We start from the raw sequence: 26,012 nt of genomic DNA, 5'->3' as shown, positions 1-26,012 counted from the left end.
GAGGCCATGGGGGCGAGTCCAGGCGCGGTGCTCTGCACCACTAGCACGAATGGCTACAACGGCGGGATCCCAACGCCTATTCTTCCAACTGCCAGGGATCCTGAGCCAGCACCTCAAAGTGCTCCGCACCGCCAGCGCCAACGAAAACCCGCGGGGGGCGCACGGCCATCAGCACCTGGCCCAACAGGGGAGAGGAGGGCGAGTCTTCTATCCACTCCACCGCCAGGGATCCGGCCCGATCCACCAGGAAAAATCCCGCCATCTGAGCTCCCTCCCAAACCCGAGCGGCGCGATCGACCACCAGCAAAACCGGATCCTGTTCTTCACCGGCAGGCACCGGCAAACCCAACAGGGATCCCAAAAGCCGGTTTTCCACCTGAAGGATCACCGGATCCCCGGCCTTTTGAATCACCGGCCAAGCAGGCAAGGCCATCCAAGTCTGCTCCGCCGGGCTGTTGACCCAGCCAAAGGGCCCTTGCGGCTCGCTGGGGGGGATCCCTTCCCAGGCGGCAGTTGCAAGAGGCAGGGAGCCGGCCACCGGCAGCAGGCGCGGCAGATCTTCTTCCAGGCGAAACACCGACAGCTTGGGCAAAACGCTACGTTGGGATCGGGAGCCAGCAGTAACTGCAGACAAAAGCTGCTCCACCTGCCGGCGGGCTGTATCGCTGTGGACATACTGAAATGCTCGACCGATAGCGCGAGTTCGCTCCTGCAGATCGCGGGTTTGCTGGGCCGTTCTCCAGGCTTGATAGGCTACCGCATCGCCGGGGTGATCCGTAAACCCTTCCGGAAGCTGTTGGAGCTGGGCATAATTTTTCACGGCGCGGGCGATCTCATGAGCATCAGCGGCATTCAAATGGCGACTGAAGATAAATTCCGCCACCCGAACCCGATCCTGTGGAGAGAGAATGCGCAACTCGTAGAGGATATCGCTACCTTTGTGGGCAAAATGCTCCAGAACTGCTGGGCTGGCTCCTGCTTTGGCTATCCCTTCGTAAACTTGGGCCGCAACGATGATCTGGTTTTGGTGAATGGGCTCAAACCCCGTCGCCTCGAAGATGGCCTGCGGGGTCATTTTCTGTTGTTGCAAGGTTTGGCATGCTTTGGCCCAATCCAACCAACGGCCCTCTTTGCGGCGCAGCCGCTCTACCAACAAGCTGGGATCCTCCTCCACAGCAGCAGGTTCCGGCAGATACTGACTCATGCTTGTTCTCCAACAGGCTGGACAGATCACCACTCCCCTGGTCCACAGCCCAGCAGAGCTGGCCGGGCATCTGGCCAAACTTGATCTTCAAACTTGATCTTAGGGCTGATAGCGGTTCTGGCCGAGTCCGGTCGCGACAGCGGGACGGAGTCCTTGGCGAAACTCTAGATCGCTGGGTCGCACAGCATCACCTGGGAAGGCTGTCCACTCACCGGCAAGCAGTTCAGATCCAATTGCCAAAGCTGAGACAGGTGAGATTTCTCTGCTTTGGGCACCTGCAGCCAAATCTTGCCCCTTTGGCCCACCTGCAACACCTGTGAGCCGTTAGGCACAGCTACTTGGGCCAAGGGATCCCCTTTTTCACCATACAGCCAGAGGGAAGTGGATTGTTCCCCATCTCGACACAACAGCAGCACTCCCCAAGGAGCCTTGGCCATCTGGACAGGCCAACCTTTCAAAAACCAGCGGCGCACCCGCAGCGGATTCACCTGCACCGAGTCGAGATAGGGGCAGAAATCCTGCTGGCCTTCCTTGCCCCCATCTGTTGCCGCGAAGAGCAACCGTTCCCCCAGGCTGATCACCATCCCTTCGGGATCCAAGGGCAGGCGATGGCGAACGGGCTGGGATCCCGTCTGCAGAGACCAACCGGTCGCGACAGTGGGATGGTGTCCCTTGGGATAGGGCAAGAGGCTCATCTCCACCCACTGCTGCCCCACACCTGTCAACAAAACCAGATGCTCCGAGAGGGCCAGCAAGCGGGACAGGGATCCCTGCCAAGGCCAACGAAAATAGCAGCGGGAATCGGGGAAAGGCTGTGTTCCTGTCGGCTGCCATTGTACTGCCCCCAACTCTTGGGCGGTGGCCCAGAACAGCTCCTGTCGCTCTGCCAGCCAGGTGGCCTGCCAATCCTCCTCAAAGCTGAGCAAGGTGCGGATGCGGCTGGGGCTGAGGTGCAAAAGGCTGCTTCGGGAGAAGGCCAGGGCTTCCGGGAAGGTGTTCAAGGGCAGCACCGCCCGAATCGGCTCATCCAGGGGGAAACGGGCCAAAGCAGGGGATCCCAGGGCAAGGTTCTGGAGCTCCAGCCATTCCAGCCTCTGGGGGGTCACCCGCAACAGCAGCGGGGATCTGGAGCCGCTGGGATCCTCGCAGATGCAGAACTTTTGCTCGGCCAGGAACTCCATCCCGCCAGTGTCAACAGAGCCCAGATCCGGCAGATCCCAAACCTGTACCCCAGGGGGCGGCCATCTGGGCAGGCGAGGGCCAACCCAACAACTGGCCGGCTCTTGCCACTCTTGGGCAACCACCGCCAAAGCCGACCGCATTTGGGCAGCAGTGCGGAACCGCCGCAAGGGCAACTTGCGTAGGGCTATCTCCAGCACCTCCCGCAGCGGGGCAGGGATCCCTTCTGGACAGACAAACGGCTGGTTGAGGTGGGCGTGCATCAACTGGCCGGGAGATCCGGAAAAAGGCCGTCGGCCCGTCAGCAGCTCCACCAGGATGATCCCCACCGCGTAGAGATCGGAAGCGGGACTGAACTGGCCATAAAACCGCTCCGGGGCCATGTAGGCAGGGGATCCGGTGGCGGTGATCTCGCCGGCAGCAGGCTGCAGGCGACGGGCGATGCCAAAATCCGTCAACTTCAGTTGCCAGCCTTGGGGCGTGGGCTTGAGCAGGATGTTCTCGGGCTTGACATCGCAGTGGATCACCCCCTGCCGGTGGGCATGATCTAACCCGGCCAAAATCTGATCCACAAAGCCCAAAACCTGCTTGACCGGCAGCCACAGCCCTTGCTCCACCTGGTCGATCAGCTCCCGCAGCGTGCCTCCCTCGCAGTACTCCAACACCAGGTAGCGACCTTCGCGGGCATGTTCGAGGGCGTAGCAGCGGGTAATGTTGGGGTGGTTGAGGGTGAGCAGATGGCGCAGCTCCCGCAGCAGATTTTGGGTGGGAAAGCGCTCCGCCGGCAGCTCCTTCAGGGCCACCAGGTCTCCTCCTTGACGGGGACGGGCACAGAATACACGCCCGTACTGCCCTTGGCCGGCCAAACCCAACATTTGGTAGCTGTCGTGAATCGACTTGAGGGTACGGCTGCGTCGGGACACGGCCCTAGCCCACGAGGAATCAATACCGGCACTTTACATCTTTTTTTGCTCTTTTCGTTCCCGTCTTGGCTCAGGTTCCAGAACAACGAGCCCAGCAGCAGGTCTGCCGAACTCCCACCGGAAAGCCTAAGAGCCGGTCAACTGCTTGAGCAGCTCCGCTGCGTGGGTTTCCACCTTGACCTTGGTGATAACGGCCTCGATCTTCCCCTCCGGATCAATAACAAAAGTGGTGCGGTGAATGCCGTTATACTCTTTGCCCATGAACTTTTTCGGCCCATAGACCCCGTAAGCCCTGGCCACCTTGGCCCCCTCATCCACCAACAGGGGGAAGGGCAGTTGCAGCTTCTGGGCAAATTTTTGGTGGGAACGGGCATCGTCGGCGCTCACCCCCAAGATGGCGATGCCGTGGGCTTGATAGTCAGCGTAGGCATCCCGAAAGCCGCAGGCTTCTTGGGTGCAGCCGGGGGTGTTGTCCCGCGGGTAAAAATAGAGCACCACCCGCTGTCCCCGCAACTGGCTCAAGCTGATGGGATTGCCCTCGGCATCGGGCAGGGTGAACTCCGGAGCCGGATCCCCAACCGCAAGGGGCATAGGTGGGATCCCTCCTCAGACCGATTTTTTGGGAGAGAGAATCATCGTGATGTTTCGCCCTTCCTTTTGGGGAGGCTGCTGCATTTCCGCCACGCCCTCCAGGTCTTTGAACAAGCGCTGCAGCAATTCTTCCCCCAGCTCGGCGTGCTGGGCCTCGCGACCGCGGAACATCACGGTGGCTTTCACCTTGTCTCCATCCCCCAAGAACTGCTGGGCGCTGCGCAGGCGCACGTTGTAGTCGTGCTCGCCGATGTTGTAGCGAAACTTCACTTCCTTGATCTCGGCGGTGTGTTGCTTCTTGCGGGCCTCCCGTTCTTTTTTCTCCTTCTCAAACTTGAACTTGCCGTAGTCCATGATGCGGCAGACGGGCGGATCGGCCTTTTCGCTCACCAAGACCAAATCCAGATCTTTTTCTTCTGCCAGGCGCAGGGCCTCGCGCGGGCTCATGATCCCCAACTGGGTGCCGTCGGTATCGATGAGGCGGATTTTGGGGAAGCGGATGCGCTCGTTGATGGCCGGCAGCTCTGCACGCTGCTTGCGGGGGAAGCGGTCAAGTGGACGCTCTACGGTCAAGTTTTCCTCTCTGAACGAAATGAACAGCACAAAACCCATGCTAAGTAGAAGCAAGCCCCCTAGGAGCAGTGCCGACCCGTGGATTTGAACTTATCCAATCAAAGTCGGCTATCGGCCCGCAGGCTAAGGCATGCTGCACCTATACTAACCGGCATTTTCTACCTCCTTCTAGAGCTATCAAGAGTTGTCAAGGCCCGCTCACTTGGGGATCCTGCCAGATTGGGGCAACAACCGCGGTAGGATACCAAAGTGGCGATCCTGATGGGATCAAAGGTTGTTTGTCGGCCAGCAGGGAGGGCAGAAGCGGTGCAGCTCGGTTTAACGGAACGGGAACTGACAGAGTTGGCCCAAAAGTCGGTTCAGCTCATCCTGAGCCCGCGGGAAGGAGATAGCGAGGCGCTGATCCAGTACAAGTCTTCGGCGGAATTTCGAGCAGGGGTGCACCTGGCCTGTGCGGCCATGGTGTTGGTCTTGGCCGAGAACAACGAGCGCCTCGGCCAACAGTTGCTGGCCACTTTACAGAACTTACAGAAAGGATCCCCGGCCCTCGAGACACCCTCGGAGGGGACTACCGGAAGTTAGCCCAGGGATCCGCAAACGGGAGAGGAGAACGCCTTGGCCGAGGTACGCAGCGAGCGGGACTCGATGGGGGAGCGGCAACTGCCGCAGTCGGTTTATTACGGCATTCAAACCGTCCGCGCCCTAGAGAACTTTCCCATCAGCGGCCTCAAGCCCCTGCCGGAGTATGTAGAAGCCTGCGTGCTGATCAAAAAAGCGGCGGCAGAGGTCAATGGGGAGTTGGGGTGCATTCCGGCAGAGGTGGCCAAGGCGATTGTGCAGGCGGCGGATGAGATCCTACAGGGATCCCTGCGGGATCAATTTGTGGTGGATATCTACCAAGCAGGGGCAGGCACCTCTCACCACATGAATGTCAACGAAGTGTTGGCCAACCGCGCCTTGGAGATCCTGGGGGAGCCCAAAGGCTGCTACCAGCGGGTCAGCCCCAACGATCACGTCAACTACGGCCAATCCACCAACGATGTCATTCCTACCGCCATTCGCCTGGCTGCCCTGCTGCGGGTGCGGCGGGATCTGCTGGGCACTCTAGACAATTTGGTGGCAGCCCTCGAGCAGAAGGCAAAAGACTTTCACGGGATCCTCAAGGCCGGTCGCACCCATTTGCAGGATGCGGTGCCGGTGCGGCTGGGGGACAGCTTTGGCGCCTACGCGGCCATCTTTGCCCAACACCGTCGCTGGATTGAGGAGGCCAGCCAGGCCCTGTGCAGCTTGGGGTTGGGGGGAAGCGCTGTCGGCACCGGCCTCAACACCCATCCCCAGTATCGGCAGCGGGTGGTGCAACGGCTGGCGGAATATACTCAGCTACCCCTGACCCCTGCCCCCCACCTGATGGCGGCGATGCAGAGCATGGCCCCCTTTGTGCATCTGTCGGGATCCCTGCGCAACTTGGCCCAAGATGGCATCAAGTTGGCCAACGACCTGCGGCTGATGGATTCCGGCCCCAAGACCGGCCTCAAGGAGATCCAACTCCCCCCGGTTCAGCCCGGCTCTTCCATCATGCCCGGAAAGTATAACCCGGTAATGGCCGAGATGCTGAACATGGTCTGCTTTCAGGTGATCGGGCTGGATACCGCCATCACCCTCTGTGCTCAGGCGGGGCAATTTGAGCTGAACGTGATGATGCCCCTCATTGCTTATGACCTCCTGCACAGCCTACAGATCCTAAACAACAGCCTGCGGGTCTTCACCGAGCGCTGCATTCAAGGCATCACCCCCCAACCGCAGCGATGCCGCGGCTACGCGGAAGGGACGCTGGCTTTGGTGACTGCTCTCAACCCCTACATCGGCTACTTACAAGCGGCAGAGGTGGCCAAGGCTTCTCTGGAAACCGGCCAGCCCATTCGACAGATTGTTTTGGAGCGCAACCTCATGACCCCAGAGCAGGTGGCGGAAGTGCTGGATCTGGAAGCCATGAGCCAAATGCAGTCCTAACCCATTCGCTACAGTGGAGGCATACTGCTCCTGCCCGGCCATGACCATTACCCCCTATCGCTGGCCCACCCAGCACGACTTGCCCGATACAGACGACACCCCCTTGGACAACGAGGATCAAGGCCGCCAATACCCCCTCCTCCGGGAGCCGCTGCTGCTGCACTGGTCGGATCGGCAAGACTTTTTTGTGGCTTGCAATATGGGCCTTTACTACGCCCTACCCCGGCAGGTCATTGTTCCGGATTTGTTTCTGGTGCTGGGGGTTCCTCGTTGGCGGGATGGCACCGCTCGCAAAAGCTATGTGGTTTGGGATGAAGGGAATATCTTGCCTGTTCTCATCTTGGAGATCATCTGCAACGACCAAGGGGAAGAAAAACCCGGACAAGCCAAATTCCAGCTCTACGAAAGGCGGCTACGGATCCCCTACTACGTCACCTTCGAGCTAGAGACCGATGAGCTGAATGTTTATCAACTCCAGGGCGGACACTATGAGCTGCTCCCCGGCTCAGGCGCTGGAGAACATCCCCCAATTCTGTTGCCCGATTTGGACTTGAGTATCGGTCGGTGGTGGGGATCCTACGAGGGGCGAGAACGCTTTTGGGTGCGCTGGTATGATAGGGCAGGGCAATTGTTGCCTACGGGAGCTGAACTAGAACGGCAGCGGGCTGAATTGGAACGGCAACGGGCAGAATTGGAACGGCAGCGGGCAGAATTGGAACGCTCCCGAGCCGAACGACTGGCCCAGCGGCTACGGGAACTGGGAGAAGACCCTGAATTTTGATCAGCTTTTCCAGGGATCCCCAAAAAAGAAATCTCCACCTACCCCCTACACTGGAATCCTGGCATTCCAGGGGGACATGATGACCAGACAGCGACTCAGTTTGTGGACGAAGCTGGCCTATGGGGTGGGGGATCTGGGCACAGGCATGACGGCCAACATCCTCATCTTTTTCCTGCTGCCCTTTCTCACCAATACCGTTGGCATGTCGGCAGGCCTAGCCGGCAGCATCTACGCCATCACTCGCTTTTGGGATGCCATCAACGATCCCATCATCGGCATTCTCAGCGACCGCACCCGCACCCGTTGGGGCCGTCGCCGTCCCTGGCTGCTGTTTGCAGCCCTCCCCTTTGGCCTCACGTTCCTGGCCCAGTGGTGGATCCCTTTTCCCGGTCGGATTGGCCCCCTGTTTGCCTACTACCTGGCGGTGTCGCTCTTGTTCAATACCTTCTACTCTGCGGCCAATATTCCCTACGCCTCCCTGACAGCGGAGCTGACCCAGGATTACGACGAGCGCACCCAGCTCAACCAATTCCGCTTTGCCTTCTCTGTAGGGGGCAGCATGGTTGCGGTGGTTACCTTTCCGCTCTTGGTCAACCTGCTGCCGGATCGGGCTGCCGGCCATCTGCTGGCCGGAGCCTGTTTTGGAGTGATCTCGGCTGTGCCCTTGCTGATCTGTTTTTGGGGGGTGCGAGAACGGTATCCATCCCAACGGGATCCCATGCCCCTGGTTCAACAACTGCGGGTGGCCTTCAGCAACCGCCCCTACCTGTTTGTCAGCGGCATCTACCTGTGTTCTTGGCTAGCGTTTCAGTTCACAGCCACAATCATCCCTTATTTCATCGTCTTCTGGATGGGCCTGCCGGAGGTGTGGATTTCCTTGGTGGTACTGGCGGTACAGGGGATCGCAGTGCTGACGCTGTTCGGTTGGACCCAACTGAGCACTCATCTGGACAAGCGCACCATGTACCTCATTGGGGCGGGGTTTTGGCTGATCTCGCAGGCAGGCCTGTTTTTCCTCCAGCCCGGGCAGCAGGGGATCATGATTGGGCTGGCTCTGTTGGCCGGCATTGGGGTTTCTGCTACGGCCTATCTCGGCCCTTGGTCCATGTTGCCGGATGTGATCGATCTGGATGAACTACAAACCGGGGAGCGGCGGGAGGGGATCTTCTACGCTTTTATGGTCTTCTTACAAAAGGTGGGCTTGGCACTGGGGCTGTTTTTCGTGGGGCAAGCTCTGGATTGGGCCGGCTTCGTGCCTTCGGTGGCCGGAGAGACCCTGCCCATCCAGCCGGAATCGGCTTTGTTGGCCATTCGCGTTGCCATTGGCCCCTTACCGGGAGTGGCTTTGATCGGCGGGATCTTGCTGGTGTGGTTCTACCCAATCACCCGGCAGCGTCATCAGCAGATCCTGATGGAATTGGAAGAAAGACGGCAACAATACCACCCCAGCACCGAAAGATCTCCTTAGACCGCAAAATAGGCTACGGTTTCTAGCGGCAGAGCAACTGGCGCAATTGCGGGGGTTTTGATCTTCGGCCCAGGCTACTCCTCTCTCAGGGGCCTGCAGGATTACCTCATCAATGGCCTGAAAAAATGGCCTGAAAATCGATCACTCCTTCATCTCGCGCTGGGGGCCGAATGAAGAAAATGCCGAGACCATTGCCTGATCATCACCTTGGCCCGCAGCCTGGGAATGGATGTCACTGCCGAAGGGATCGAAACCCTACAGCGACTGCACCAATGAGGCTGTTGAACTGCGAGTATGGCCAGGGCTATTTCTTCGCCAAACCTCTCTAGGATGCAGAGCAAATGCTGCGGTTGCAACTGGACAAGAGGTGAAGGGATCCCTGCCCTCAGTCTAGGATGATGCGCAGGCCGCTACCCGAGGGAGTCGCCGGTTCAGGGTTGGGCACAATCCGCAGCCCACTGCCGGAGGGCCGGGTCACCGTGTTGTCGATGTTCACAAGGAAGGTGTTGGATTGGCCGTCCCGCTCATACACCACCACGTCGTTGCGGTTGAACTGGGAGCGACAGATGATGGGGGAGTTGTCGGCAGCAGTAGCCGCACTGCAGCGGTAGCCAGGGGCAGAGACGATCTTGCCTTCTTCATCGATGGAAAAAGGAACTGCAGAGGGCAAGATTGGAGAAAAGACCGGCTGTTCGGGATTGAGGATCACCGAGCCACCTGTGCTGGGTTCTACCACGATCCCCCGCCCGTCGATGACGATCCGCTGCGCTTGGGCGGGAGAGACGGCCAGCGGCCCCAAGAGCAAAGCCAGGCTTAGGCCGAGTTGGAGGGGAAACAACAGCTTCATTGGATATCTCCTTTGGCCCAGGGCCATAACAGCTTCCAGGGATCCGCCAACGATCCTTGCAGGGGATGGATCCCTGGCTCAACTTAACTTGATCTTGATCTTGATCTTGGCCCAGATGTCGGGCCGAACCCAGGGCGGAAGCCGTCACCTCTGTTGCCAAGATGGGCACTTTGCCGTCGGCTCGACTACCACAGCCCCGAGCGGCCCAACGCCAGCCCGACCACCAACATGCCCAACACCAAAAAGGGCTGCGCGCTGGCTTGGTATTTCACATCGTTGTTCAAAGGATCCCGCAGGAGGTACATATCTTGGAAGGTTATTTGGGGGATGATCAGCAGCACCAAAATGGCCGCGTAACGTTTTAGGCCCGCCCCCAGCAAAAATGAGGCCATGCCGAACTGAAATAGGTCGATCATCAGCACCGAGATCCAAGCGGCCCCCATTGCCCCAAACATCACCGGCAAAGAGGCCAAGCCAAACTGCCTGTCCCCTTCGATGCTTTTGAAATCGTTGACCACGGCAATCCCCAGCCCGGCCAAGCTGTAGATCAGCGTCAGGATGCAGACCGTCCAGTTCAGCTCGCCAAACAAGGCGTGACCCGTCCACCAGGGCAGGGCGATGTAGCTGGCGCCCAGGGCGTAGTTGCCCAGCCAGCCGTTGCGCTTGAGCTTCAGGGGCGGCGCCGAGTAGATGTAGGCAATCAGGGCTCCTGCCAGCGCAATGCAGGTGATCACCGGGAAGTCATGGCCGGTGTACCAGTCCAGGGCATAGGCCAAGCCCAACCCCAAGATCAGCAGCACCCAGATCTGGATAACCACCCGCTGCAGAGAAATAGCGCCGGAGGGAATGGGGCGGTAGGGCTCGTTGATGGCGTCGATCTCGCGGTCGTAGTATTCGTTCACCGTTTGGGTATAGCCCGTCATCAGGGGGCCCGCCAGAATCATGCCCACCAAAATGAGAGCCACATTCTCCCAAGTCCAGGTGAAGTGACCCGAGGAAGCCGCTCCTGGAATCAGGCCCCACACCAAAGGAATCCAGGTAACCGGTTTCATCAGCTGCAGGTGCAACTGCCAAATGGAGCGAGACTCCACCTCTGCCCCTTTCATGCCCAGCAGTTGGCGGACACGCTGCGCATTCGACCCGCCGGTGCCAGGGGATCCCTTGCCGGGATCCGAGTCTGGGGTGGTTTCTTCCGCAGTAGCTCCTACCTCCTCTAAACTGGGCTCTGCAGCAAAGGCCATCTCAGCCGCCATTTCCGGCGAGGAGGGATCTTGAGGGATCTTTTCGCTCATGGTGAGGTGCGCAATCCAACTGCGATAACGGGGATAACCACCCCCATTCAGAGACATCGTGACATACTCCCGCACTCATGCTGATGCATAGAGTACGAGCTTCTCAGTGACTCCTGTTAAGGACATTTCCTGAGCTTTAAGAACGGGATGCCCCACCGCTCTGTGTTTACCATAGCAAGGGTTTCCGCCTTTCATCCTGACCCTCATGCTGATACATAGAGGGCGTCGCTTCTCGGCGGTCTAGCTGACCGGATTCCTCAAACAAGAGGAGAGGTTGACGTTCTCCCCACGGCTAAAGCCAGAGGATCCGTTCTCAGCCAGCAAAACAACTCCCACTGACTGAGCTACACCGAGCATGTGGCTTATACCGCAGCACCGTGGGGGACGCCAAAGCGCTTCGCGCCGCCAAGGCGAACGCACCAGCTACTGGGATGTGGAAACACCCCAGATACTTCTACTTCACCTTCAGCACTGCACCTTTCTATAAATGGGTGGAGCGATACTCACATCCTATCAGGAGACGGTAGCTTATCCCTAGGCATAAATGCCGGGGCCTGAGCCGCCGAGTTTTCGGTCAGCTCGCAGTTCCGGGCCGTCTACACAATCTGTGCCGTCACGAATAGGCGCTGATGCTCGGCTGGGATCCGCTCTTTCTCTTGGGCCGGGATCACCAGGGGAGGTTGCCGAGTGTAGTTGACAGGATCCCGAAACCAAGCGCGGCTGTAGGTGTTGTAGAGAAGAGGACGGGGAGCGGGCGAGCGATTGGCCCGACCCAGATGAATCAGGCGGTAGTCGAACAGGAGGCAGGATCCCTTGGCCAAGGGTGGATCGATAAAGGGCATCTGCTGGGCCAGCTCGGTATAGTGGGCATCGAAGACTACATGGCTGCCGGGCCAGAGACGGGTCATGCCGTTCTCTTCGTTGACCTCCACCAGAGGAATAAGCAAATTCAGGGCATAGCAAGGAATGATCGCATCCAAGGTCTCGTCGCCAAACAGATGAGACAGATCCCGGTGAACTTGTTGATCGGCGGATCCCGGCAGAGAGACCACCGCCCCCAGCCCGCCCAAGATCAACTCCGGCCCCAAAATCCGCTTCAGGATGGGCAAGATCAGAGGATGGGCATAGATGAGGGGATCGTTGAAGGGGCCCTCCAGGCGAACCGTTACCATCACCCGTCTATTGCCCACTAACAGGGCATCGGCGTGGTTTTCGTGGGTGCAGTAGTGGCTGTAGGTGGCCAGAAAGCTGCTGTGCAACTTGTCGATGAGCTCGGGGGGAAAGATCTCCGGCAACACCAGATAGCCCTCTGTGGAAAACAGTTCAAAAGCCTGCTCTACGGTCTCTGGATCCGGCTGCTGGAGCTCCTGTAAGGACTCCGTCCCGCTGACGCGAACCGCAGGGCTGAAGCGCAACTGGGCCAACATCGGCTAGGTCTCCTGCAAACTGGCCACAGCCATTAACATGCCCCGCGCTTTGTTCAGACATTCTTGATATTCCCGCTCCGGATCCGAGTCGGCTACAATACCTGCCCCGGCCTGCAAGCTCACCTGGCCCTGATGAACCAGCAGAGTGCGGATGGTGATGGCGGTGTTCAGTTGGCCAGAAAAGTCGTAGTAGCCATAGGCGCCGGCATAGGGCCCGCGGCGGCATCCTTCCAGCTCATGAATAATCTGCATGGCGCGGATTTTGGGGGCGCCGGTAACAGTGCCGGCAGGGAAGGTGGCCCGCAGCAGATCCCAGGCGCTGTACTGGGGATCCAGCCGCCCCACCACGTTGCTGACAATGTGCATCACATGGCTGTAGCGCTCGATCTGCATCAGGTCATCCACCTGCACAGATCCCAGTTGGCAGACCCGTCCCAGGTCGTTGCGGGCCAGATCCACCAACATCACATGTTCGGCCCGTTCTTTCGGATCTGCCAACAGCTCTTGCTCTAACTGCCGGTCTTCCTGAGGGGTGGTGCCACGGGGGCGGGTGCCGGCAATGGGGCGCACGGTGGCGATGCGGTCTTCTCCCACCCGGCTGAGTTTGACCATCACCTCTGGGCTGGAGCCGATGAGGCAGAGATTCCCAAACTGCAAAAACGCCATATAAGGGGAAGGGTTAATCAGCCGCAACGAGCGGTAGAGGCAAAAGGGATCCCCCGCAAAGGAGATGGTAAACCGCTGCGAGAGCACTACCTGGAAGATATCTCCGGCGCGGATGTAGTCCTTAGCCCGTTCCACCGCTTGGCAGTAGGCCGGGCGGCTCAGGGTGCTGGGAGGGATTTGTTCGCGCCAGCGGGACGGAGTCCTTTCTGGCAGGTGAGGCTTCCAGTTGAGGTGCAGATGGGCCAGAGAAAGAGGAGCGCTGAGCTGCTGCATCAGCTTTTCCACCCGCCGGCAGGCTTGGGCATAGGCTTCCTCAGGAGCGTGGTGACGGGTATCGGCGAAGGCCACCACCCAAATCTTGCGCTTTACCTGGTCAAAGAGCAAAATGCTGTCCACCTGCATAAAAACGGCGTCAGGAGGATCCCCCGGCTGCAGGGGGTGGATGGGCACCTTGGGTTCGACCCAGCGAATCAGCTCATAGCCCCAGTAGCCAAATAGCCCGCCAATGCTGCTGGGCAGTTCCGACAAATGCACCGGCTCATAAGGCTGCAAACAGCGGGCCAAAATTGCGAAGGGATCCCCTTGGTGGTGCTCCTGTCGGCCATCGCGGTATCGCTGTAGCGCCTGATCCCCGCGTATTTCCAAAACCCACAGGGGATCGCAGCCCAAGAAGCTGTAGCGGGCCACCTGTTCCCCCCCCTCCACCGACTCCAGGAGAAAGTTGTAGGGCTGGCCAGCACAAACCCGATACCAGGCAGAAACCGGCGTTTCCAAATCCGCCACCCATTCCTGGTACACCGGGATAAAGTTGCCCTGCTTGGTGAGGGCAAGAAACTCCTTCAAGGGAGGGTAAATCATGGCCTGCAACTTTTGTGCTTTTCCTGACTCTACCCCAGACACGGGATCCCAAGGGCGTGTGGATCCCTCTGGATTGCCCGGTTGCAACAGCGCCGAAAACCATTAAGCTGAGAGCGGCTCTACTCTCGGGATCCCTTGCCATGCAAAACCCATCTCAGGTGATTCGTGAGCGCCTCCGCTATCAAGGCCACAAATACACCTTCGTCAGCCAGCGTTTGCGTTTTCCCAACGGCAAAGAGGGAGAGCGGGAGTACCTCATCCATCCTGGCGGGGTGGTGGCAGTGCCCGTCACTGCAGCAGGCAAGTTCGTCTGCATTCGTCAATATCGCTTTGCGGTTGCCTCCTACCTTTATGAATTTCCGGCAGGCACAGTCGAGCCAGGGGAGCATCCCGATGACACCATTCGCCGCGAGCTGGAAGAAGAAACGGGCCTGCGTGCCCATCGCTGGGATCCCCTTGGCCAATTTTATTTGTGCCCCGGCTATTCCAGCGAGATTATGTATGCCTATTTGGCGCGGGAGCTGGAAGTGCTGGATTCCCCTCCCGATAAGGATGAGGATGAAGATATTACCGTAGTGGAGTTTTCTGCTTCTGAGCTTACAGAAATGGCCCGTTTGGGAATGGATTTGGACAGCAAGTCCATTGCCTGCTTTTGGCGGGCCCAATTGTTTTTGGCTGCCGAAAAATAGAGCCCTCCGTCGGGGGGGCTGCCCCTTGCTCCTGGGGGATCCCTTTCAAATTGGCGGGGCGTCGTTCCAAGCCGACTTTGTTGGCTACAGAGGAAGCTCCAGGCTTTTCACCCTAACTTGGTAGCCCATTGCCAGGCGAGATCAAGGTGAGATCGAGGTTGCGTTCGACATAAAAGGGATCCCTGTATCCCGGCTGTTTGGTTGACTGGGAGAACCTTGGAGTCCTTTAGAATTTTAGGGGCGAGGAGTGAGGAAATATGCGGAAACTGCTGTATTCCTGTGGTCGAATAGCCTGGGGAGCGGCCTTGGCTGCCACTCTACCGGTTGCTGCTGTTCCTGCCTATCCCCAGCCTGTGCTTCCGCTGCTGCCGGTTCCTTCTGAGGGCGGCGCTGCTCGAGGTGGGGTTGTGGCTTTATTCAATCAATCCATTTGGTGGGATTTTATTCGCGGCAATCGCGGTGAAAACCTGCGCCTGTTCCCGGCCAGCCTAACCTCTCCATCTCGCCAGGATGTGGTGGCTGTGTTTCAGATTCAGCGGCAGCCCACCGTAGAGCCGGTGGTGCGCGTTCTCAGCTTCGAGCATCAGGGGGGGTATAGCTTTCGTCTGCTCCACACGGCTGAGCCGATCCCAGGGCGGTTGGTGGAGGCTCACCTGCGCACGGACATCACCTCCAGCCCACAGCCCAAGTTGGTGCTCCTTACCGAGCGAGGGGGCATCAGCCTGCTGCGCTCTGTCTTGGTCTTGGAACACCGGCCTGAGGGACTTGTGCCGCTGCTGAGCGTGACGGATCTGAGCAATGCCAGCCTGCGGGTCAGCCCGCAAGGGATCCTGGTCATCTCAAGCCCGCCCGGTGCCAGCCGTGACTTGAGGGCTACCCTCTACCAATGGGAGGGGGATGGCTTTGTCCGTCGAGATCTATAAGTCCATCATCAAGTCCATCATCTGTTGTGACTGTTGTGAATCTGCCTGTCAATATCCATCTTTGTCAGCGAGGTCTCGCGCGGAGCGGATGTCCGTCTCGGCTATCGCTGCCCTTGCCAGCAAGCTCCCAAACTGGGGGCTTGTCCCACCTGCCAAAGGAACAGGCTTTCGGCCCCAAGGGGATGAATGCTCCAGGGATCCAGGCCAGACCCAAACCACCCATAGGGATCGACGGCAGCCGGTTGGCCCGAGTTGGTGTTGTCGAAGCGACGTACCTCGAAATGAAGATGGGGCCCGCTGGCACAGCCGCTATCTCCCGATAGGCCGATGATTTCTCCTGGGGCCACCACTTGCCCCTCCTGCACCCCAACTTGGCTGAGGTGGGCGTAGAGGGTTTCCCAGCGGGGAAGGGTTCTTCTGTCTGCTCTCTCCCCATCGGAGAATTCTGGCTCGTGCAGAAGGCGCACCCGCAACCCCCTGACCAGCCGGCCCAAGCTGGGGCAAAAAAACTCCGGCTCCTCGCGGGCCAAGGTGACCCGTCCTGCGGCAGCAGCCAAAATCGGGGTTCCCACCGGCATCTCCCAGTCATAACCGGCATGGCCATCGCTTTTGCCACACGGGTGCAGCGGGTCGGGGATCCAAACCTGGCCTTGCCCACTCACAAACCGTCCGTTGCCATCCCTCTCCCCCAAAGGCAGATCATGGTCGAAGAGATTGGTGACGGGAAATTCTCCGACAAAGGGCTTGTGCAAAAAAGGCCGGTAGGGTGGCAGTGGGGTCGGTGGCGGATCCCCCGGATGAAAGCGTCGCTCCAGCTCCAGCCGGTAGTTTTCCAGATCCCGACGCTGGGCGGGATCTTCCGTGTGCTCTCGTAAGAGATCCACCAGCCGCAGGGCTTGCACCCAGTCCTGGCGCTCTACAGCACGAGCCAGTTGGGCGTAAACCCCCACCAGGGATCCCTGCGGCGAAGATGGGGAGGAGACCTGAGGAAAAACGGGCGATATGTTTACGAATTGATACAATAGACAGCAAAATATCAGCAGTGTCACCGTTAGCGGTGGTGACATCCCTGCCCAGAGGGCCATCCCAAGTAGGCCGGCCTGCAAGCAAGCGGGCTTGTTCTTGGCTTCGGGCTCTCTCTTGGGGCCATCCGCTTTTTCCCTCAGCCGCCGTATGGGTTGCAAGGAGACAGAGCGGCTTCGCTTAACCACTCTTCGGGAGTTTCTCATGCGTTGGTTCTCGTCCTCTGGTGTTCTCGTCAGCCTGCCTTTCCAGTCTTCTGTTGGGCGAAGTGTTCTGCCCCTGTCTGGCTCGATTTGGCAGCGGCTGGAGGCCTTAGCTCTGGGTTTGCACATTCTGTCTTTGTTCTTCGGGTTGGCAGGGTTGCTCTGGGTTGTACCGCATCCCGAGTGGGTGGCCAGTTTGCCCCCCATTGGCCTTCAAGCCTTCTCCTTGAGCATGGGCAACGGCGGCGTGGCCTACATGGTGTTCGGCGCGCTGGCAGCAGCTCTGATGGGATCCCGGCTGTTGGGGGTGCGGCGCCTATTGATGTTTTTGATCCCGGCGGTGGGCATTTCCTTGGGCAGTGAGCTGTTGGGCACCAGCACCGGGATCCCTTTTGGCAACTACGGCTACCTGAGTGGGCTGGGCTACAAGATTGCCGGTTTGGTGCCTTTTACCATCCCTCTGTCTTGGTTTTATGTGGGGTTGTCATCCTACTTGTTGGCGCGTGTGGCTCTGCGAACCCAGCGCCACTGGCTGATTCACTTCGAGGCCATTATGTTGGGGGCGTTGCTGCTCACCGCTTGGGACTTCGTGCTGGATCCGGCCATGACCCGCGGCTCGATTCCCTTCTGGACGTGGTTTCAGCCGGGGCCCTTCTTCGGCATGCCGTTGCAAAACTTCGGGGGTTGGATGCTGACCGGGGCTGCCTTTATGACGGTGGCCAATCTGCTGTGGGGGGAGGATCAACCCATCCTTGACCGCCGCCAGTTGGTGGGGCCGCTGGTGCTCTATGTAGCTAATTTTGCTTTTGCCCTGTTGATGAGCCTGGGATCCGGCATTGTTGCGCCAGCGGGGCTGGGCCTGTTGTTGGGGTTGGGGCCCGCTTTGGGGTTGTGGTGGAGTGCAAAGACCCCATCCCCCTATCGCGACCAGCCTGTGCCGCCTTCCCATCCTGAACAGGACTCCATCCCGCCATTGCAAGCGGTCGAGGGAGAGGCAGGTCGGGACTGGGATACTTTGGAGGATCCCGGTTGGGTTGGCGCGAAGTAAGCCGGCCCTAACCCTTCCTCGGCGAGATCCCTTGGGTTGTCCATGCCATGAACTTTTGCAGCGACAATGTTACAGGCGCTTGTCCTGAGGTGATGGAAGCCCTGTTGGCCCTCAACCGGGGATCCGCCATGCCCTATGGAGGAGACGAATGCACAGCGCAGGTGCAGAGGCTCTTCGCCGAGATCTTTGAGCATGAAGTGGCGGTGTTTCCGGTGGCAACGGGATCTGCTGCCAACGCCTTGGCCCTTTCGGTGCTCACCCCGCCCTACGGGGCCATTTATTGCCATCCCGAAGCTCATATCAATCTGGACGAATGTGGAGCGCCGGAGCTGTTTACAGGTGGGGCCAAGTTGGTGGGGATCCCAGGGGAACAAGGCCGTATCGACTGGGGCAACTTAAAAACGGCCCTGGAGCGGGCGGGGTTTGGGGTGGTTCATCACGTACAACCTGCCTGCCTCAGCCTGACCCAAGCCACCGAGGCTGGCACCCTCTACTCCTTGGAGCAGCTCAGATCCTTGGCGGATTTGGCCCATCACTTTGGCCTCAAGGTGCATATGGATGGGGCTCGCTTCGCCAACGCCTTGGTCGGTTTGGGCTGCACCCCTGCCGAGATGACCTGGAAAGCGGGGGTGGATGTGCTGTCCTTTGGGGCCACCAAAAATGGGGCCTGGGCTGCGGAAGCGGTGGTGTTTTTTCATCCAGATCAGGTGGGCGATTTTGAGTTTCGTCGCAAGCGCAGTGGCCATCTGGTTTCGAAGATGCGCTTTTTGTCTGCCCAATTGCAGGCTTATCTCCAGGAGGGGGTGTGGCTGCGCAATGCTCGCCATGCCAACGCGATGGCCCAACGGTTGGCGCAGGGACTGGGATCCCTGCCGGGAGCCAGGTTGGTATATCCCACCGAGGCCAATGAGGTTTTTATCGAGCTGCCGGAGCCGGTTCTCCAGGCCCTGGAGCAGGCGGGGTTTCGGTTTTACCGCTGGCTGGGGGAAGGTCACAACTTAATCCGCCTGGTGACGGCTTTTAACACTTTGCCCGAAGATGTCGAGCGCCTCTGCCAGGTGGCCCAGCAAGCCAGCCATTCGCGCTCGCGATAGCAGTGCGGAGCACTTTAGCGGGACGGAGTCCTTCAAGCTGACCAGGGATCCCCCTTGCCAAGGACATGAGCATCCCGAGGGATCCCTGAAGGCTGTTCATCGGCTGGTCAATCCTTAAAGTTGGTGCTGTCGCGACTGGGCTTTTTCTCCAAGCGAGGCGAGGTAGCAGTCGATCCCGTTTTCTTCGAGTTGTCCTGTAGCAGACCAATCAGCAGACAGGCCACCCCAAGGTTGATGGCCACATCCGCCACGTTGAATACCGGAAAGCGAATCCAGATCAAATTGAAAAAGTCCACGACATAGCCGTTGACGAAGCGGTCGATGCCGTTCCCCACGGCTCCTGCCCACACCAAGCCATAGCCCGCCTGTTCCCAACGGCTCAGGATCCCGCCGCGGATGGCCAGCAGCCCCAATGCCAGCGCTACCCCCAACGAGATCCACTTCAAGAGCTCTGCCGAATCTTCAAACAGGCTCCAAGCAGCGCCGGTATTCTCCACGTAGGTGAGGTGAAACACCCCTGGCCACAGCTCAATCTCTAGCCCCGGCAGCAGCCGTTCTACCGCCCAGCGCTTGGTCGCCTGATCCAAGATCACCCCCAGGATCCCGGCCAGCCAAAAGCCTTTGTTTTTCATGTCGTCTTGGCCTCAATCACGTCCACCGGCAAGAGCGCCCGGATGAGCACTTTTCCCATCCTGACATGCCGCTCTTCTGTCGGCTCATTGCCCAGAAGCTCAAGGGCGGAGCCTTGGATCCAAGGTTGGGCCTGCGGCGGGATCCAACTGTAGGTGAGCGGCCTCAGAAGCGACTGGCCGCCTCTGGCTTGAGAGGAGCAGCAAGAAAACCGTCCAGCTTAGGCAACTGGACGGGGATCCCCTGGGGGTGGACAGGATTGGCTACCGACCCTGCTGCTCCAGGGAGCGGCGCAATTCGCTGGCCATCTGCATGAACTCTTGCGGGTTGCCCGCCTTGCCGTAGGAAGAGCGATCCTGAACCTTTTTGCCGCTGCCTTGGCGGGTGCGGGTGTTGAGCAAAGCGCTGGCCATTTCCATGAACTTGGCAGGATTTCCCTCGCTGCTGCCCCGCACGAGAGGGGCGCGTCCGGCACGAGTGACAGCCATAGATACCTCAATTTTCACAAATGAAATGCTTGTTACATTTTCTCACAAGGGCTCTGCGATCAACCAGGGCCAGCGTTTCCTTGCTGTTACAGCGACTCCGGCCAATACTTAGGGATCCCTCCAAGTGCAAACCTTGCATGAGGCTGGAAAGAGCCATCAGCGAGTCGTGGTTTTCTCTTGGGTCAAGTGATGGATCAGCCAAATGGGGAGCACCGTCAGGCCGATCACCCCCAGGGCCACCACGCTGATCACCGGACGCTGCCGAGGCTTGGTGAGCTGGCTAAACACCCAAATCGGCAAGGTTTGCTGCTGGCCGGCGGTGAAGGTGGTGACGATAATCTCATCGAAAGACAGCGCGAACGCGAGCAGGGATCCCGCCAATAGGGCCGAGGCCAGTTCGGGCAGAAGGATGTACCGAAAGGTTTGCAGAGGATTGGCCCCCAAGTCGGCAGAAGCCTCCAGTTGAGAGCGTCCCATGCGGCGAAACCGGGCCAGCACGTTGTTGTACACCACCACCAGGCAAAAGGTGGCATGGCCGATAACAATTGTCCAAAAGCTGAAAGGGATATGCAGCAAATGGATCGCCGAGCGCAAGGCGATCCCGGAGACAATGCCCGGCAAGGCGATGGGCAGCAACACCAAAAACGAGATCGTCTCGCGGCCAAAAAATCGGCTGCGATAGACTGCTGCTGCCGCCAGGGATCCCAGCACCACTGCCACTCCGGTAGCCAGCAAAGCCACCCGCAAAGACAAAAACAAGGCCCGCCAAATATCGGCCCGCCCCCAAGCCACGGCAAACCAGCGCCAGGTCAGCCCCGGCAAAGGGAAGCGCAAGGTCGCCTCATCGGGGCTGAAGGCATAAAGGACGATCACCAGCAGAGGAAGATGGAGAAAGAGCAGCACCCCCAGCGAGAACAGGATCCAAAGCCATTGGCCGATGGGAAAAGGGCGAATCGGCATGGATGAGGGAGAATACAGAGCTGGATGGGGAACAGTCTACAGGTAGAGAAATGGTCTGTGAAATAGCCTTGTAGGGAAGCAGCCTTTGGCAAGGACTTTAGATTGCTTGGCCGACTTTGGAGCTCCAGTCGAGCAGAGCATCCCAAACCCAGATTAAACTCGCAGCATGATCGCGTTTTTAAGCGGCCACCTTGTGGCCATCGAATGGGGAGAGCGCAGCAGCCTCACCGTTGAGGTGCAGGGGATCGGCTATCGCGTCAAGGCCCCAGGACGTTTTCTCAAGCAACTGCCCGCAGTGGGGGAGCCCGTCCGGGTGTTCACCCATTTGGTGGTGCGAGAGACCGAGCTGGTGTTGTACGGGTTTGGCTCGCCAGCCGAGCGGGACTTGTTTGTGGAACTCATCAAAGTCTCGGGGGTGGGGCCGGCTTTGGGCTTGGCCCTGCTGAATACCTTCGGCCTGCCGGAGCTGGTGCAGGCGGTGGTGACCGAAAACGTGCGCCTGCTCTCCCTCACGCCGGGGGTAGGTCATAAAACGGCCCAGCGGCTGGCCTTGGAGCTGAAAACCAAGCTGGCCCACTGGCGACAGGGGATGGGGGTTGCGGATCAACCCTTGGCTGGGGGGCCGCCCATGCCTATCCGGGAAGAGGTGGAAATGGCCTTACTGGCCCTGGGCTACAGCACTCAGGAAATTCAGGCTGCCTTGCAAGCTCTGCCCACTCACCCCCGCCCAACGGAAGACTGGCTGCGGGATGCCATCACCTACCTGAGCCAGCAGCCATGAAGCACCGCCGCATTGCCATTCTGGGTGGAACCTTCAACCCTGTACACCACGGCCATTTGATCATGGCAGAACAAGCCCTTTGGCAGTTTGACCTGGATCAGGTGCTGTGGATGCCGGCAGGGGATCCCCCCCACAAGCCTCTGGCCCCTGGTGCCAGCAAAGCCGACCGCCTGGCCATGGTCAAGTTGGCCATTGCCGACCACGAGCGCTTCGCCTGCTCAGAGCTGGAGATCTGCCGTCCGGGGCGCTCCTACACCATCGAGACGCTGCGCACCCTCATCCAGGAGCAACCCAATACCCAGTGGTACTGGATCATCGGCGTGGATGCTCTGCGGGATCTGCCCCAGTGGTATCAAGCGGAAGAACTGGCCCGCCTCTGCCATTGGATCGTTGCCCCACGGGTGGATGCCGGCGATGCTGCCCAGGTGTTGCAGGCGGTAGCCGAAAAGTTGCCTATCCAAGCCCAAATCCTGGAAGCTCCCACCCTGACGCTCTCTTCCACTTACCTAAGGCAGCAAATCCAAAAGGGAAGGTCTATCCGCTACCTGGTGCCCCCTGCCGTGGAGCACTACATCCGGCAGCACCGCCTCTATCTGCAGCCCTAGTTTCCAATTTCTTCCAATTTCTAGGGATCCCCCCGAAGGGGGAACGTGTTTAGTCCGCTGCCCCGCCCTCATTACGAACCACCCAGTTTCCAATTTCTAGGGATCCCCCCGAAGGGGGAACCTTCTCTATTCAAGGGAGTGAAGGTATTTACAGAGGAGTGTTTCCAATTTCTAGGGATCCCCCCGAAGGGGGAACCTGCGCATGTACATTCGGGTCGTCCACCATCTGGTACACCTGCAGTTTCCAATTTCTAGGGATCCCCCCGAAGGGGGAACAGGGAGATTGGCAACCTCCACTACTCGATGGACACTGTTTCCAATTTCTAGGGATCCCCCCGAAGGGGGAACCTGTCCAACAAGCCCCCCTCTCGGGCGGGCATATTTCGACTCCGTTTCCAATTTCTAGGGATCCCCCCGAAGGGGGAACGGCGTTGCCGGCGCTGCTCCGCGTGCAACCATTCACGAGGTTTCCAATTTCTAGGGATCCCCCCGAAGGGGGAACATCGAGCAAATCGAAGGAGTGATTCGGGCCAAGGCGAAGTTTCCAATTTCTAGGGATCCCCCCGAAGGGGGAACAACCACAGCAAACAAAAGTGGGTACGCCTAACACGGCGGTTTCCAATTTCTAGGGATCCCCCCGAAGGGGGAACATTGGGATTGGTTGTATATTCAGTTGTATATCTCAGTTTCCAATTTCTAGGGATCCCCCCGAAGGGGGAACCGGTACTGGGTATATTAGTGTCGTGTTCTTTCTTGATGGTTTCCAATTTCTAGGAATCCCCCCGAAGGGGGAACGTTACCTTCTTTTTAGAAGAATAATCTAACCTCTCCTGTTTCCAATTTCTAGGGATCCCCCCGAAGGGGGAACTGCACCTGGGTGCTTGGGGGTTAGGGGGTTAGTCTTGCATTAGGGTTTCCAATTTCTAGGGATCCCCCCGAAGGGGGAACTTTACTCCCGTATTCCCGCTAAGGTTATTACCGAAAAAGTTTCCAATTTCTAGGGATCCCCCCGAAGGGGGAACTTATCTCACCTAGAATGATAAAGACTAATGAAGCTTGTTTCCAATTTCTAGGGATCCCCCCGAAGGGGGAACTTATGTCAGCGTCACGTTCTACACTGAGAGTGAAATCGTTTCCAATTTCTAGGGATCCCCCCGAAGGGGGAACAACCGGATCTGTCGCGCAGTACGCGTGGTAGATCAACTTGTTTCCAATTTCTAGGGATCCCCCCGAAGGGGGAACCATCTGCGTCTGTGAAACTAAACTCCAGACCTTTAGGTGTTTCCAATTTCTAGGGATCCCCCCGAAGGGGGAACTTCCTGGTTCCAAACCGGTTGTTGAACCACCCAAGTTGTTTCCAATTTCTAGGGATCCCCCCGAAGGGGGAACACCATCGTCATGAAGGATAACTACAAAACTCTTGGAGATTGTTTCCAATTTCTAGGGATCCCCCCGAAGGGGGAACTTACTGGAATTACCATACCCAACGATGGACTCGGCTAACTAGTTTCCAATTTCTAGGGATCCCCCCGAAGGGGGAACACTGCCTAAACCCCACTATGAACCAAAACCCTTAGTGTTTCCAATTTCTAGGGATCCCCCCGAAGGGGGAACCTTTATAAAAATCAAATTGCTGGTCCTAATTTAGTAGCAAGTTTCCAATTTCTAGGGATCCCCCCGAAGGGGGAACTGTACAGTCAGTATGGTATTCGTACACTGTCTACACTTTTAACAAAAGTTTCCAATTTCTAGGGATCCCCCCGAAGGGGGAACGTTCTATTACAGGGGGCGCTGGGTGATTTTTCAGGTTTCCAATTTCTAGGGATCCCCCCGAAGGGGGAACATGAAGACGTTCTTCTACAAGGGGCGTTGGATGGTGTTGGTTTCCAATTTCTAGGGATCCCCCCGAAGGGGGAACCAGCACGATTTAACCTCCCCCACCAAGACACCCAGGAAATAGTTTCCAATTTCTAGGGATCCCCCCGAAGGGGGAACGATCCGAGTAAGATCACGGAGAAGCTCACAACGAGAAGGTTTCCAATTTCTAGGGATCCCCCCGAAGGGGGAACCCCGGGTTTCAGCAAGAAAATTCATATGCAGCCTATTGTTTCCAATTTCTAGGGATCCCCCCGAAGGGGGAACGGTGTGGTAGGCCAGTAAAGGGATCAACAAAACTTACTGGTCGTTTCCAATTTCTAGGGATCCCCCCGAAGGGGGAACTCCCATAAAGATCCTAAAAATACCTGTCCTTTTATACCTAAAGTTTCCAATTTCTAGGGATCCCCCCGAAGGGGGAACAGCAGTTAAGAATCTACTGATTGCACTTGTTTATAGTTTCCAATTTCTAGGGATCCCCCCGAAGGGGGAACGAGATTGACCGAGTTGAGTTTGCCAACCAGAACCAGGCGTAGTTTCCAATTTCTAGGGATCCCCCCGAAGGGGGAACGCGGAGGTATCGAGAGAGATTGAAACAGCGACGTTTCCAATTTCTAGGGATCCCCCCGAAGGGGGAACAATGACCCAGGAGCCCACCTCAGCCAAGCCCTGGACGTTTCCAATTTCTAGGGATCCCCCCGAAGGGGGAACGAGACCACCCAGGCCATCCTGGCGGCAGCCAAAGAAGTTTCCAATTTCTAGGGATCCCCCCGAAGGGGGAACCCCATTAGGGCTTATTGGAAGGGAAGATTACCTGAGAGATGTTTCCAATTTCTAGGGATCCCCCCGAAGGGGGAACTGCATCCGGGGGAGCAAGCAGCCAACCGGCTATCTCGAGTTTCCAATTTCTAGGGATCCCCCCGAAGGGGGAACTGGACCAGCGATGGTGTTGGCGGGCGTAAATTGACCTTCGAGTTTCCAATTTCTAGGGATCCCCCCGAAGGGGGAACGCACTCGCATTTGCTTCCAAGGCTGGGTTGTTAACAGCCAGTTTCCAATTTCTAGGGATCCCCCCGAAGGGGGAACTGGCACGAATTACAGACTCAATCTGTTCAATCCAGCGGTTGTTTCCAATTTCTAGGGATCCCCCCGAAGGGGGAACATTATACGTGCATCCCGGTGTGAATACATCCGGGATGGTTTCCAATTTCTAGGGATCCCCCCGAAGGGGGAACTGGTCAAGGTTACATTCTAGTCACATTTTATTGTGAAGTTTCCAATTTCTAGGGATCCCCCCGAAGGGGGAACCTTGAGTAATCCGAGAGTGTATATAGGGGAGTACTACTTACAGTTTCCAATTTCTAGGGATCCCCCCGAAGGGGGAACTTGGGCCTTCGGTTATTAGCCTCAACAAGGCTAAAGGTTTCCAATTTCTAGGGATCCCCCCGAAGGGGGAACGCAACAAGTGGTTGACCATTGAGGAGGGCTACGCTGAGTTTCCAATTTCTAGGGATCCCCCCGAAGGGGGAACTTTTCTTCAACTCATTAAGCTGCTTCATTAAGACATCGTTTCCAATTTCTAGGGATCCCCCCGAAGGGGGAACCTCGAGTTTCAGCCACTGCCGCATGGCTTCCACCTGCTTGCGGGTTTCCAATTTCTAGGGATCCCCCCGAAGGGGGAACGTGAATGGCTACGGTTGGAGGCTCTGCGGCAACGCAGTTTCCAATTTCTAGGGATCCCCCCGAAGGGGGAACCTGGCCAGTGGTAAAGTGCTGACCGTCAATCTCAGCCTCGAGTTTCCAATTTCTAGGGATCCCCCCGAAGGGGGAACTCCACCCCTATTAAACCCAAGCAGGGCAAGGAATGCAAGACC

At 58.2% G+C, this 26,012-nt stretch carries 22 protein-coding genes and 1 CRISPR repeat array; of the genes, 10 read left to right on the top strand and 12 right to left on the bottom strand.

The window, feature by feature from the left end:
• Nucleotides 1-76 precede the first annotated feature (76 nt).
• The 4 genes from raf1 to infC form a co-directional block, all read right to left on the bottom strand.
• Nucleotides 77-1,204 carry a RuBisCO accumulation factor 1 gene (raf1, locus tag NW816_RS12270; protein WP_414409344.1) on the bottom strand — a complete coding sequence of 376 codons (1,128 nt, stop codon included), beginning with the start codon at nt 1,202-1,204 and terminating at the stop codon, nt 77-79.
• Between the two features lie 164 nt (nt 1,205-1,368).
• Nucleotides 1,369-3,306: a serine/threonine-protein kinase gene (locus tag NW816_RS12265; protein ID WP_414409343.1), complete on the bottom strand. Its 1,938-nt coding sequence runs from the start codon at nt 3,304-3,306 to the stop codon at nt 1,369-1,371.
• A gap of 126 nt (nt 3,307-3,432) precedes the next feature.
• Nucleotides 3,433-3,897 carry a thioredoxin-dependent thiol peroxidase gene (gene bcp, locus NW816_RS12260; RefSeq protein ID WP_011432174.1) on the bottom strand — a complete coding sequence of 155 codons (465 nt, stop codon included), beginning with the start codon at nt 3,895-3,897 and terminating at the stop codon, nt 3,433-3,435.
• 15 nt (nt 3,898-3,912) lie between these two features.
• Complete coding sequence (gene infC / locus NW816_RS12255) at nt 3,913-4,470, bottom strand: translation initiation factor IF-3 (protein ID WP_414409342.1); 558 nt, start codon at nt 4,468-4,470, stop codon at nt 3,913-3,915.
• A gap of 261 nt (nt 4,471-4,731) precedes the next feature.
• Between infC and NW816_RS12250 the strand changes: the two genes are divergently transcribed.
• From NW816_RS12250 to NW816_RS12235, 4 genes are all read left to right on the top strand, one after another.
• Nucleotides 4,732-5,052 carry a hypothetical protein gene (locus NW816_RS12250; protein WP_414357184.1) on the top strand — a complete coding sequence of 107 codons (321 nt, stop codon included), beginning with the start codon at nt 4,732-4,734 and terminating at the stop codon, nt 5,050-5,052.
• A 33-nt stretch (nt 5,053-5,085) separates the two neighbouring features.
• Complete coding sequence (locus NW816_RS12245; protein ID WP_414357182.1) at nt 5,086-6,480, top strand: aspartate ammonia-lyase; 1,395 nt, start codon at nt 5,086-5,088, stop codon at nt 6,478-6,480.
• A gap of 40 nt (nt 6,481-6,520) precedes the next feature.
• Nucleotides 6,521-7,261: a Uma2 family endonuclease gene (locus NW816_RS12240; protein ID WP_414409341.1), complete on the top strand. Its 741-nt coding sequence runs from the start codon at nt 6,521-6,523 to the stop codon at nt 7,259-7,261.
• A 79-nt stretch (nt 7,262-7,340) separates the two neighbouring features.
• Nucleotides 7,341-8,729, top strand: coding sequence for an MFS transporter (locus NW816_RS12235; RefSeq protein ID WP_414409355.1), 1,389 nt, complete (start codon nt 7,341-7,343; stop codon nt 8,727-8,729).
• Between the two features lie 385 nt (nt 8,730-9,114).
• Here the strand turns inward: NW816_RS12235 and NW816_RS12230 are convergent, their stop codons facing one another.
• From NW816_RS12230 to trpE, 4 genes are all read right to left on the bottom strand, one after another.
• Nucleotides 9,115-9,576, bottom strand: coding sequence for a hypothetical protein (locus NW816_RS12230; RefSeq protein ID WP_414409340.1), 462 nt, complete (start codon nt 9,574-9,576; stop codon nt 9,115-9,117).
• A gap of 185 nt (nt 9,577-9,761) precedes the next feature.
• Entirely contained in the window at nt 9,762-10,925 is a 1,164-nt protein-coding gene (gene chlG / locus NW816_RS12225) for a chlorophyll synthase ChlG (protein WP_414409339.1), read from the bottom strand.
• Between the two features lie 539 nt (nt 10,926-11,464).
• On the bottom strand, nt 11,465-12,295 hold the full coding sequence (locus tag NW816_RS12220) for a phytanoyl-CoA dioxygenase family protein (RefSeq protein WP_414409338.1): 831 nt from the start codon (nt 12,293-12,295) through the stop codon (nt 11,465-11,467).
• Between the two features lie 3 nt (nt 12,296-12,298).
• The gene (gene trpE, locus NW816_RS12215) at nt 12,299-13,819 is read right to left on the bottom strand and encodes an anthranilate synthase component I (RefSeq protein ID WP_414409337.1); all 1,521 of its coding nucleotides are present in this window, start codon (nt 13,817-13,819) and stop codon (nt 12,299-12,301) included.
• A 140-nt stretch (nt 13,820-13,959) separates the two neighbouring features.
• Between trpE and NW816_RS12210 the strand changes: the two genes are divergently transcribed.
• Both NW816_RS12210 and NW816_RS12205 read left to right on the top strand, forming a co-directional pair.
• A complete protein-coding gene (locus NW816_RS12210; RefSeq protein ID WP_011432186.1) occupies nt 13,960-14,508 on the top strand; it encodes an NUDIX hydrolase in 549 nt (182 codons plus the stop codon).
• Between the two features lie 257 nt (nt 14,509-14,765).
• The gene (locus NW816_RS12205) at nt 14,766-15,431 is read left to right on the top strand and encodes a hypothetical protein (RefSeq protein WP_414409336.1); all 666 of its coding nucleotides are present in this window, start codon (nt 14,766-14,768) and stop codon (nt 15,429-15,431) included.
• A gap of 101 nt (nt 15,432-15,532) precedes the next feature.
• Here NW816_RS12205 and NW816_RS12200 read toward each other — a convergent pair whose 3' ends face one another.
• Nucleotides 15,533-16,381 carry a M23 family metallopeptidase gene (locus NW816_RS12200; RefSeq protein WP_414409335.1) on the bottom strand — a complete coding sequence of 283 codons (849 nt, stop codon included), beginning with the start codon at nt 16,379-16,381 and terminating at the stop codon, nt 15,533-15,535.
• Nucleotides 16,382-16,658: 277 nt separating this feature from the next.
• On the opposite strand from NW816_RS12200, the gene NW816_RS12195 reads away from it, so the two are divergent.
• On the top strand, nt 16,659-17,705 hold the full coding sequence (locus NW816_RS12195) for a carotenoid biosynthesis protein (RefSeq protein WP_414409334.1): 1,047 nt from the start codon (nt 16,659-16,661) through the stop codon (nt 17,703-17,705).
• A 47-nt stretch (nt 17,706-17,752) separates the two neighbouring features.
• Nucleotides 17,753-18,799 (top strand): threonine aldolase family protein, encoded by a 1,047-nt coding sequence (locus NW816_RS12190; RefSeq protein WP_414409333.1) that lies wholly within the window; start codon nt 17,753-17,755, stop codon nt 18,797-18,799.
• A gap of 107 nt (nt 18,800-18,906) precedes the next feature.
• On the opposite strand, the gene lspA is transcribed toward NW816_RS12190, so the two are convergent.
• The 3 genes from lspA to NW816_RS12175 all read right to left on the bottom strand — a co-directional run bounded on the left by lspA (nt 18,907) and on the right by NW816_RS12175 (nt 20,877).
• On the bottom strand, nt 18,907-19,431 hold the full coding sequence (gene lspA, locus NW816_RS12185; protein ID WP_414409332.1) for a signal peptidase II: 525 nt from the start codon (nt 19,429-19,431) through the stop codon (nt 18,907-18,909).
• Nucleotides 19,432-19,692: 261 nt separating this feature from the next.
• Nucleotides 19,693-19,917, bottom strand: a complete 225-nt coding sequence (locus tag NW816_RS12180) for a hypothetical protein (RefSeq protein ID WP_148202686.1) — start codon at nt 19,915-19,917, stop codon at nt 19,693-19,695.
• A 156-nt stretch (nt 19,918-20,073) separates the two neighbouring features.
• Nucleotides 20,074-20,877, bottom strand: a complete 804-nt coding sequence (locus NW816_RS12175; protein WP_414409331.1) for an ABC transporter permease — start codon at nt 20,875-20,877, stop codon at nt 20,074-20,076.
• Nucleotides 20,878-21,043: 166 nt separating this feature from the next.
• Between NW816_RS12175 and ruvA the strand changes: the two genes are divergently transcribed.
• A complete protein-coding gene (ruvA, locus tag NW816_RS12170) occupies nt 21,044-21,658 on the top strand; it encodes a Holliday junction branch migration protein RuvA (RefSeq protein WP_011432196.1) in 615 nt (204 codons plus the stop codon).
• Nucleotides 21,655-22,263, top strand: a complete 609-nt coding sequence (nadD, locus tag NW816_RS12165) for a nicotinate-nucleotide adenylyltransferase (protein ID WP_414409330.1) — start codon at nt 21,655-21,657, stop codon at nt 22,261-22,263. The genes ruvA and nadD overlap by 4 nt, the downstream gene beginning before the upstream one ends.
• A gap of 9 nt (nt 22,264-22,272) precedes the next feature.
• A CRISPR array of direct repeats spans nt 22,273-25,970; the repeat unit is 36 nt; unit sequence GTTTCCAATTTCTAGGGATCCCCCCGAAGGGGGAAC.
• Nucleotides 25,971-26,012: the final 42 nt, after the last annotated feature.

The sequence above is a fragment of the Synechococcus sp. W55.1 genome (genome assembly GCF_047461655.1).
Classification (GTDB): Bacteria; Cyanobacteriota; Cyanobacteriia; order Thermostichales; family Thermostichaceae; genus Thermostichus.
Note: the sequence above shows the minus strand (reverse complement) of the source record. Positions and strands in the feature narration are given on the sequence as shown.

Bases quoted from the DNA above. Each gene is read 5' to 3' on its own strand.
- lspA (WP_414409332.1), bottom strand. From the start codon at position 19,431: ATGAAAAACAAAGGCTTTTGGCTGGCCGGGATCCTGGGGGTGATCTTG.
- nadD (WP_414409330.1), top strand. From the start codon at position 21,655: ATGAAGCACCGCCGCATTGCCATTCTGGGTGGAACCTTCAACCCTGTA.
- NW816_RS12190 (WP_414409333.1), top strand. From the start codon at position 17,753: ATGAACTTTTGCAGCGACAATGTTACAGGCGCTTGTCCTGAGGTGATG.
- NW816_RS12195 (WP_414409334.1), top strand. From the start codon at position 16,659: ATGCGTTGGTTCTCGTCCTCTGGTGTTCTCGTCAGCCTGCCTTTCCAG.
- NW816_RS12180 (WP_148202686.1), bottom strand. From the start codon at position 19,917: ATGGCTGTCACTCGTGCCGGACGCGCCCCTCTCGTGCGGGGCAGCAGC.
- NW816_RS12240 (WP_414409341.1), top strand. From the start codon at position 6,521: ATGACCATTACCCCCTATCGCTGGCCCACCCAGCACGACTTGCCCGAT.
- chlG (WP_414409339.1), bottom strand. From the start codon at position 10,925: ATGTCTCTGAATGGGGGTGGTTATCCCCGTTATCGCAGTTGGATTGCG.
- bcp (WP_011432174.1), bottom strand. From the start codon at position 3,897: ATGCCCCTTGCGGTTGGGGATCCGGCTCCGGAGTTCACCCTGCCCGAT.
- raf1 (WP_414409344.1), bottom strand. From the start codon at position 1,204: ATGAGTCAGTATCTGCCGGAACCTGCTGCTGTGGAGGAGGATCCCAGC.
- NW816_RS12220 (WP_414409338.1), bottom strand. From the start codon at position 12,295: ATGTTGGCCCAGTTGCGCTTCAGCCCTGCGGTTCGCGTCAGCGGGACG.
- NW816_RS12210 (WP_011432186.1), top strand. From the start codon at position 13,960: ATGCAAAACCCATCTCAGGTGATTCGTGAGCGCCTCCGCTATCAAGGC.
- trpE (WP_414409337.1), bottom strand. From the start codon at position 13,819: ATGATTTACCCTCCCTTGAAGGAGTTTCTTGCCCTCACCAAGCAGGGC.
- NW816_RS12250 (WP_414357184.1), top strand. From the start codon at position 4,732: ATGGGATCAAAGGTTGTTTGTCGGCCAGCAGGGAGGGCAGAAGCGGTG.
- NW816_RS12175 (WP_414409331.1), bottom strand. From the start codon at position 20,877: ATGCCGATTCGCCCTTTTCCCATCGGCCAATGGCTTTGGATCCTGTTC.
- NW816_RS12205 (WP_414409336.1), top strand. From the start codon at position 14,766: ATGCGGAAACTGCTGTATTCCTGTGGTCGAATAGCCTGGGGAGCGGCC.
- ruvA (WP_011432196.1), top strand. From the start codon at position 21,044: ATGATCGCGTTTTTAAGCGGCCACCTTGTGGCCATCGAATGGGGAGAG.
- NW816_RS12230 (WP_414409340.1), bottom strand. From the start codon at position 9,576: ATGAAGCTGTTGTTTCCCCTCCAACTCGGCCTAAGCCTGGCTTTGCTC.
- NW816_RS12235 (WP_414409355.1), top strand. From the start codon at position 7,341: ATGACCAGACAGCGACTCAGTTTGTGGACGAAGCTGGCCTATGGGGTG.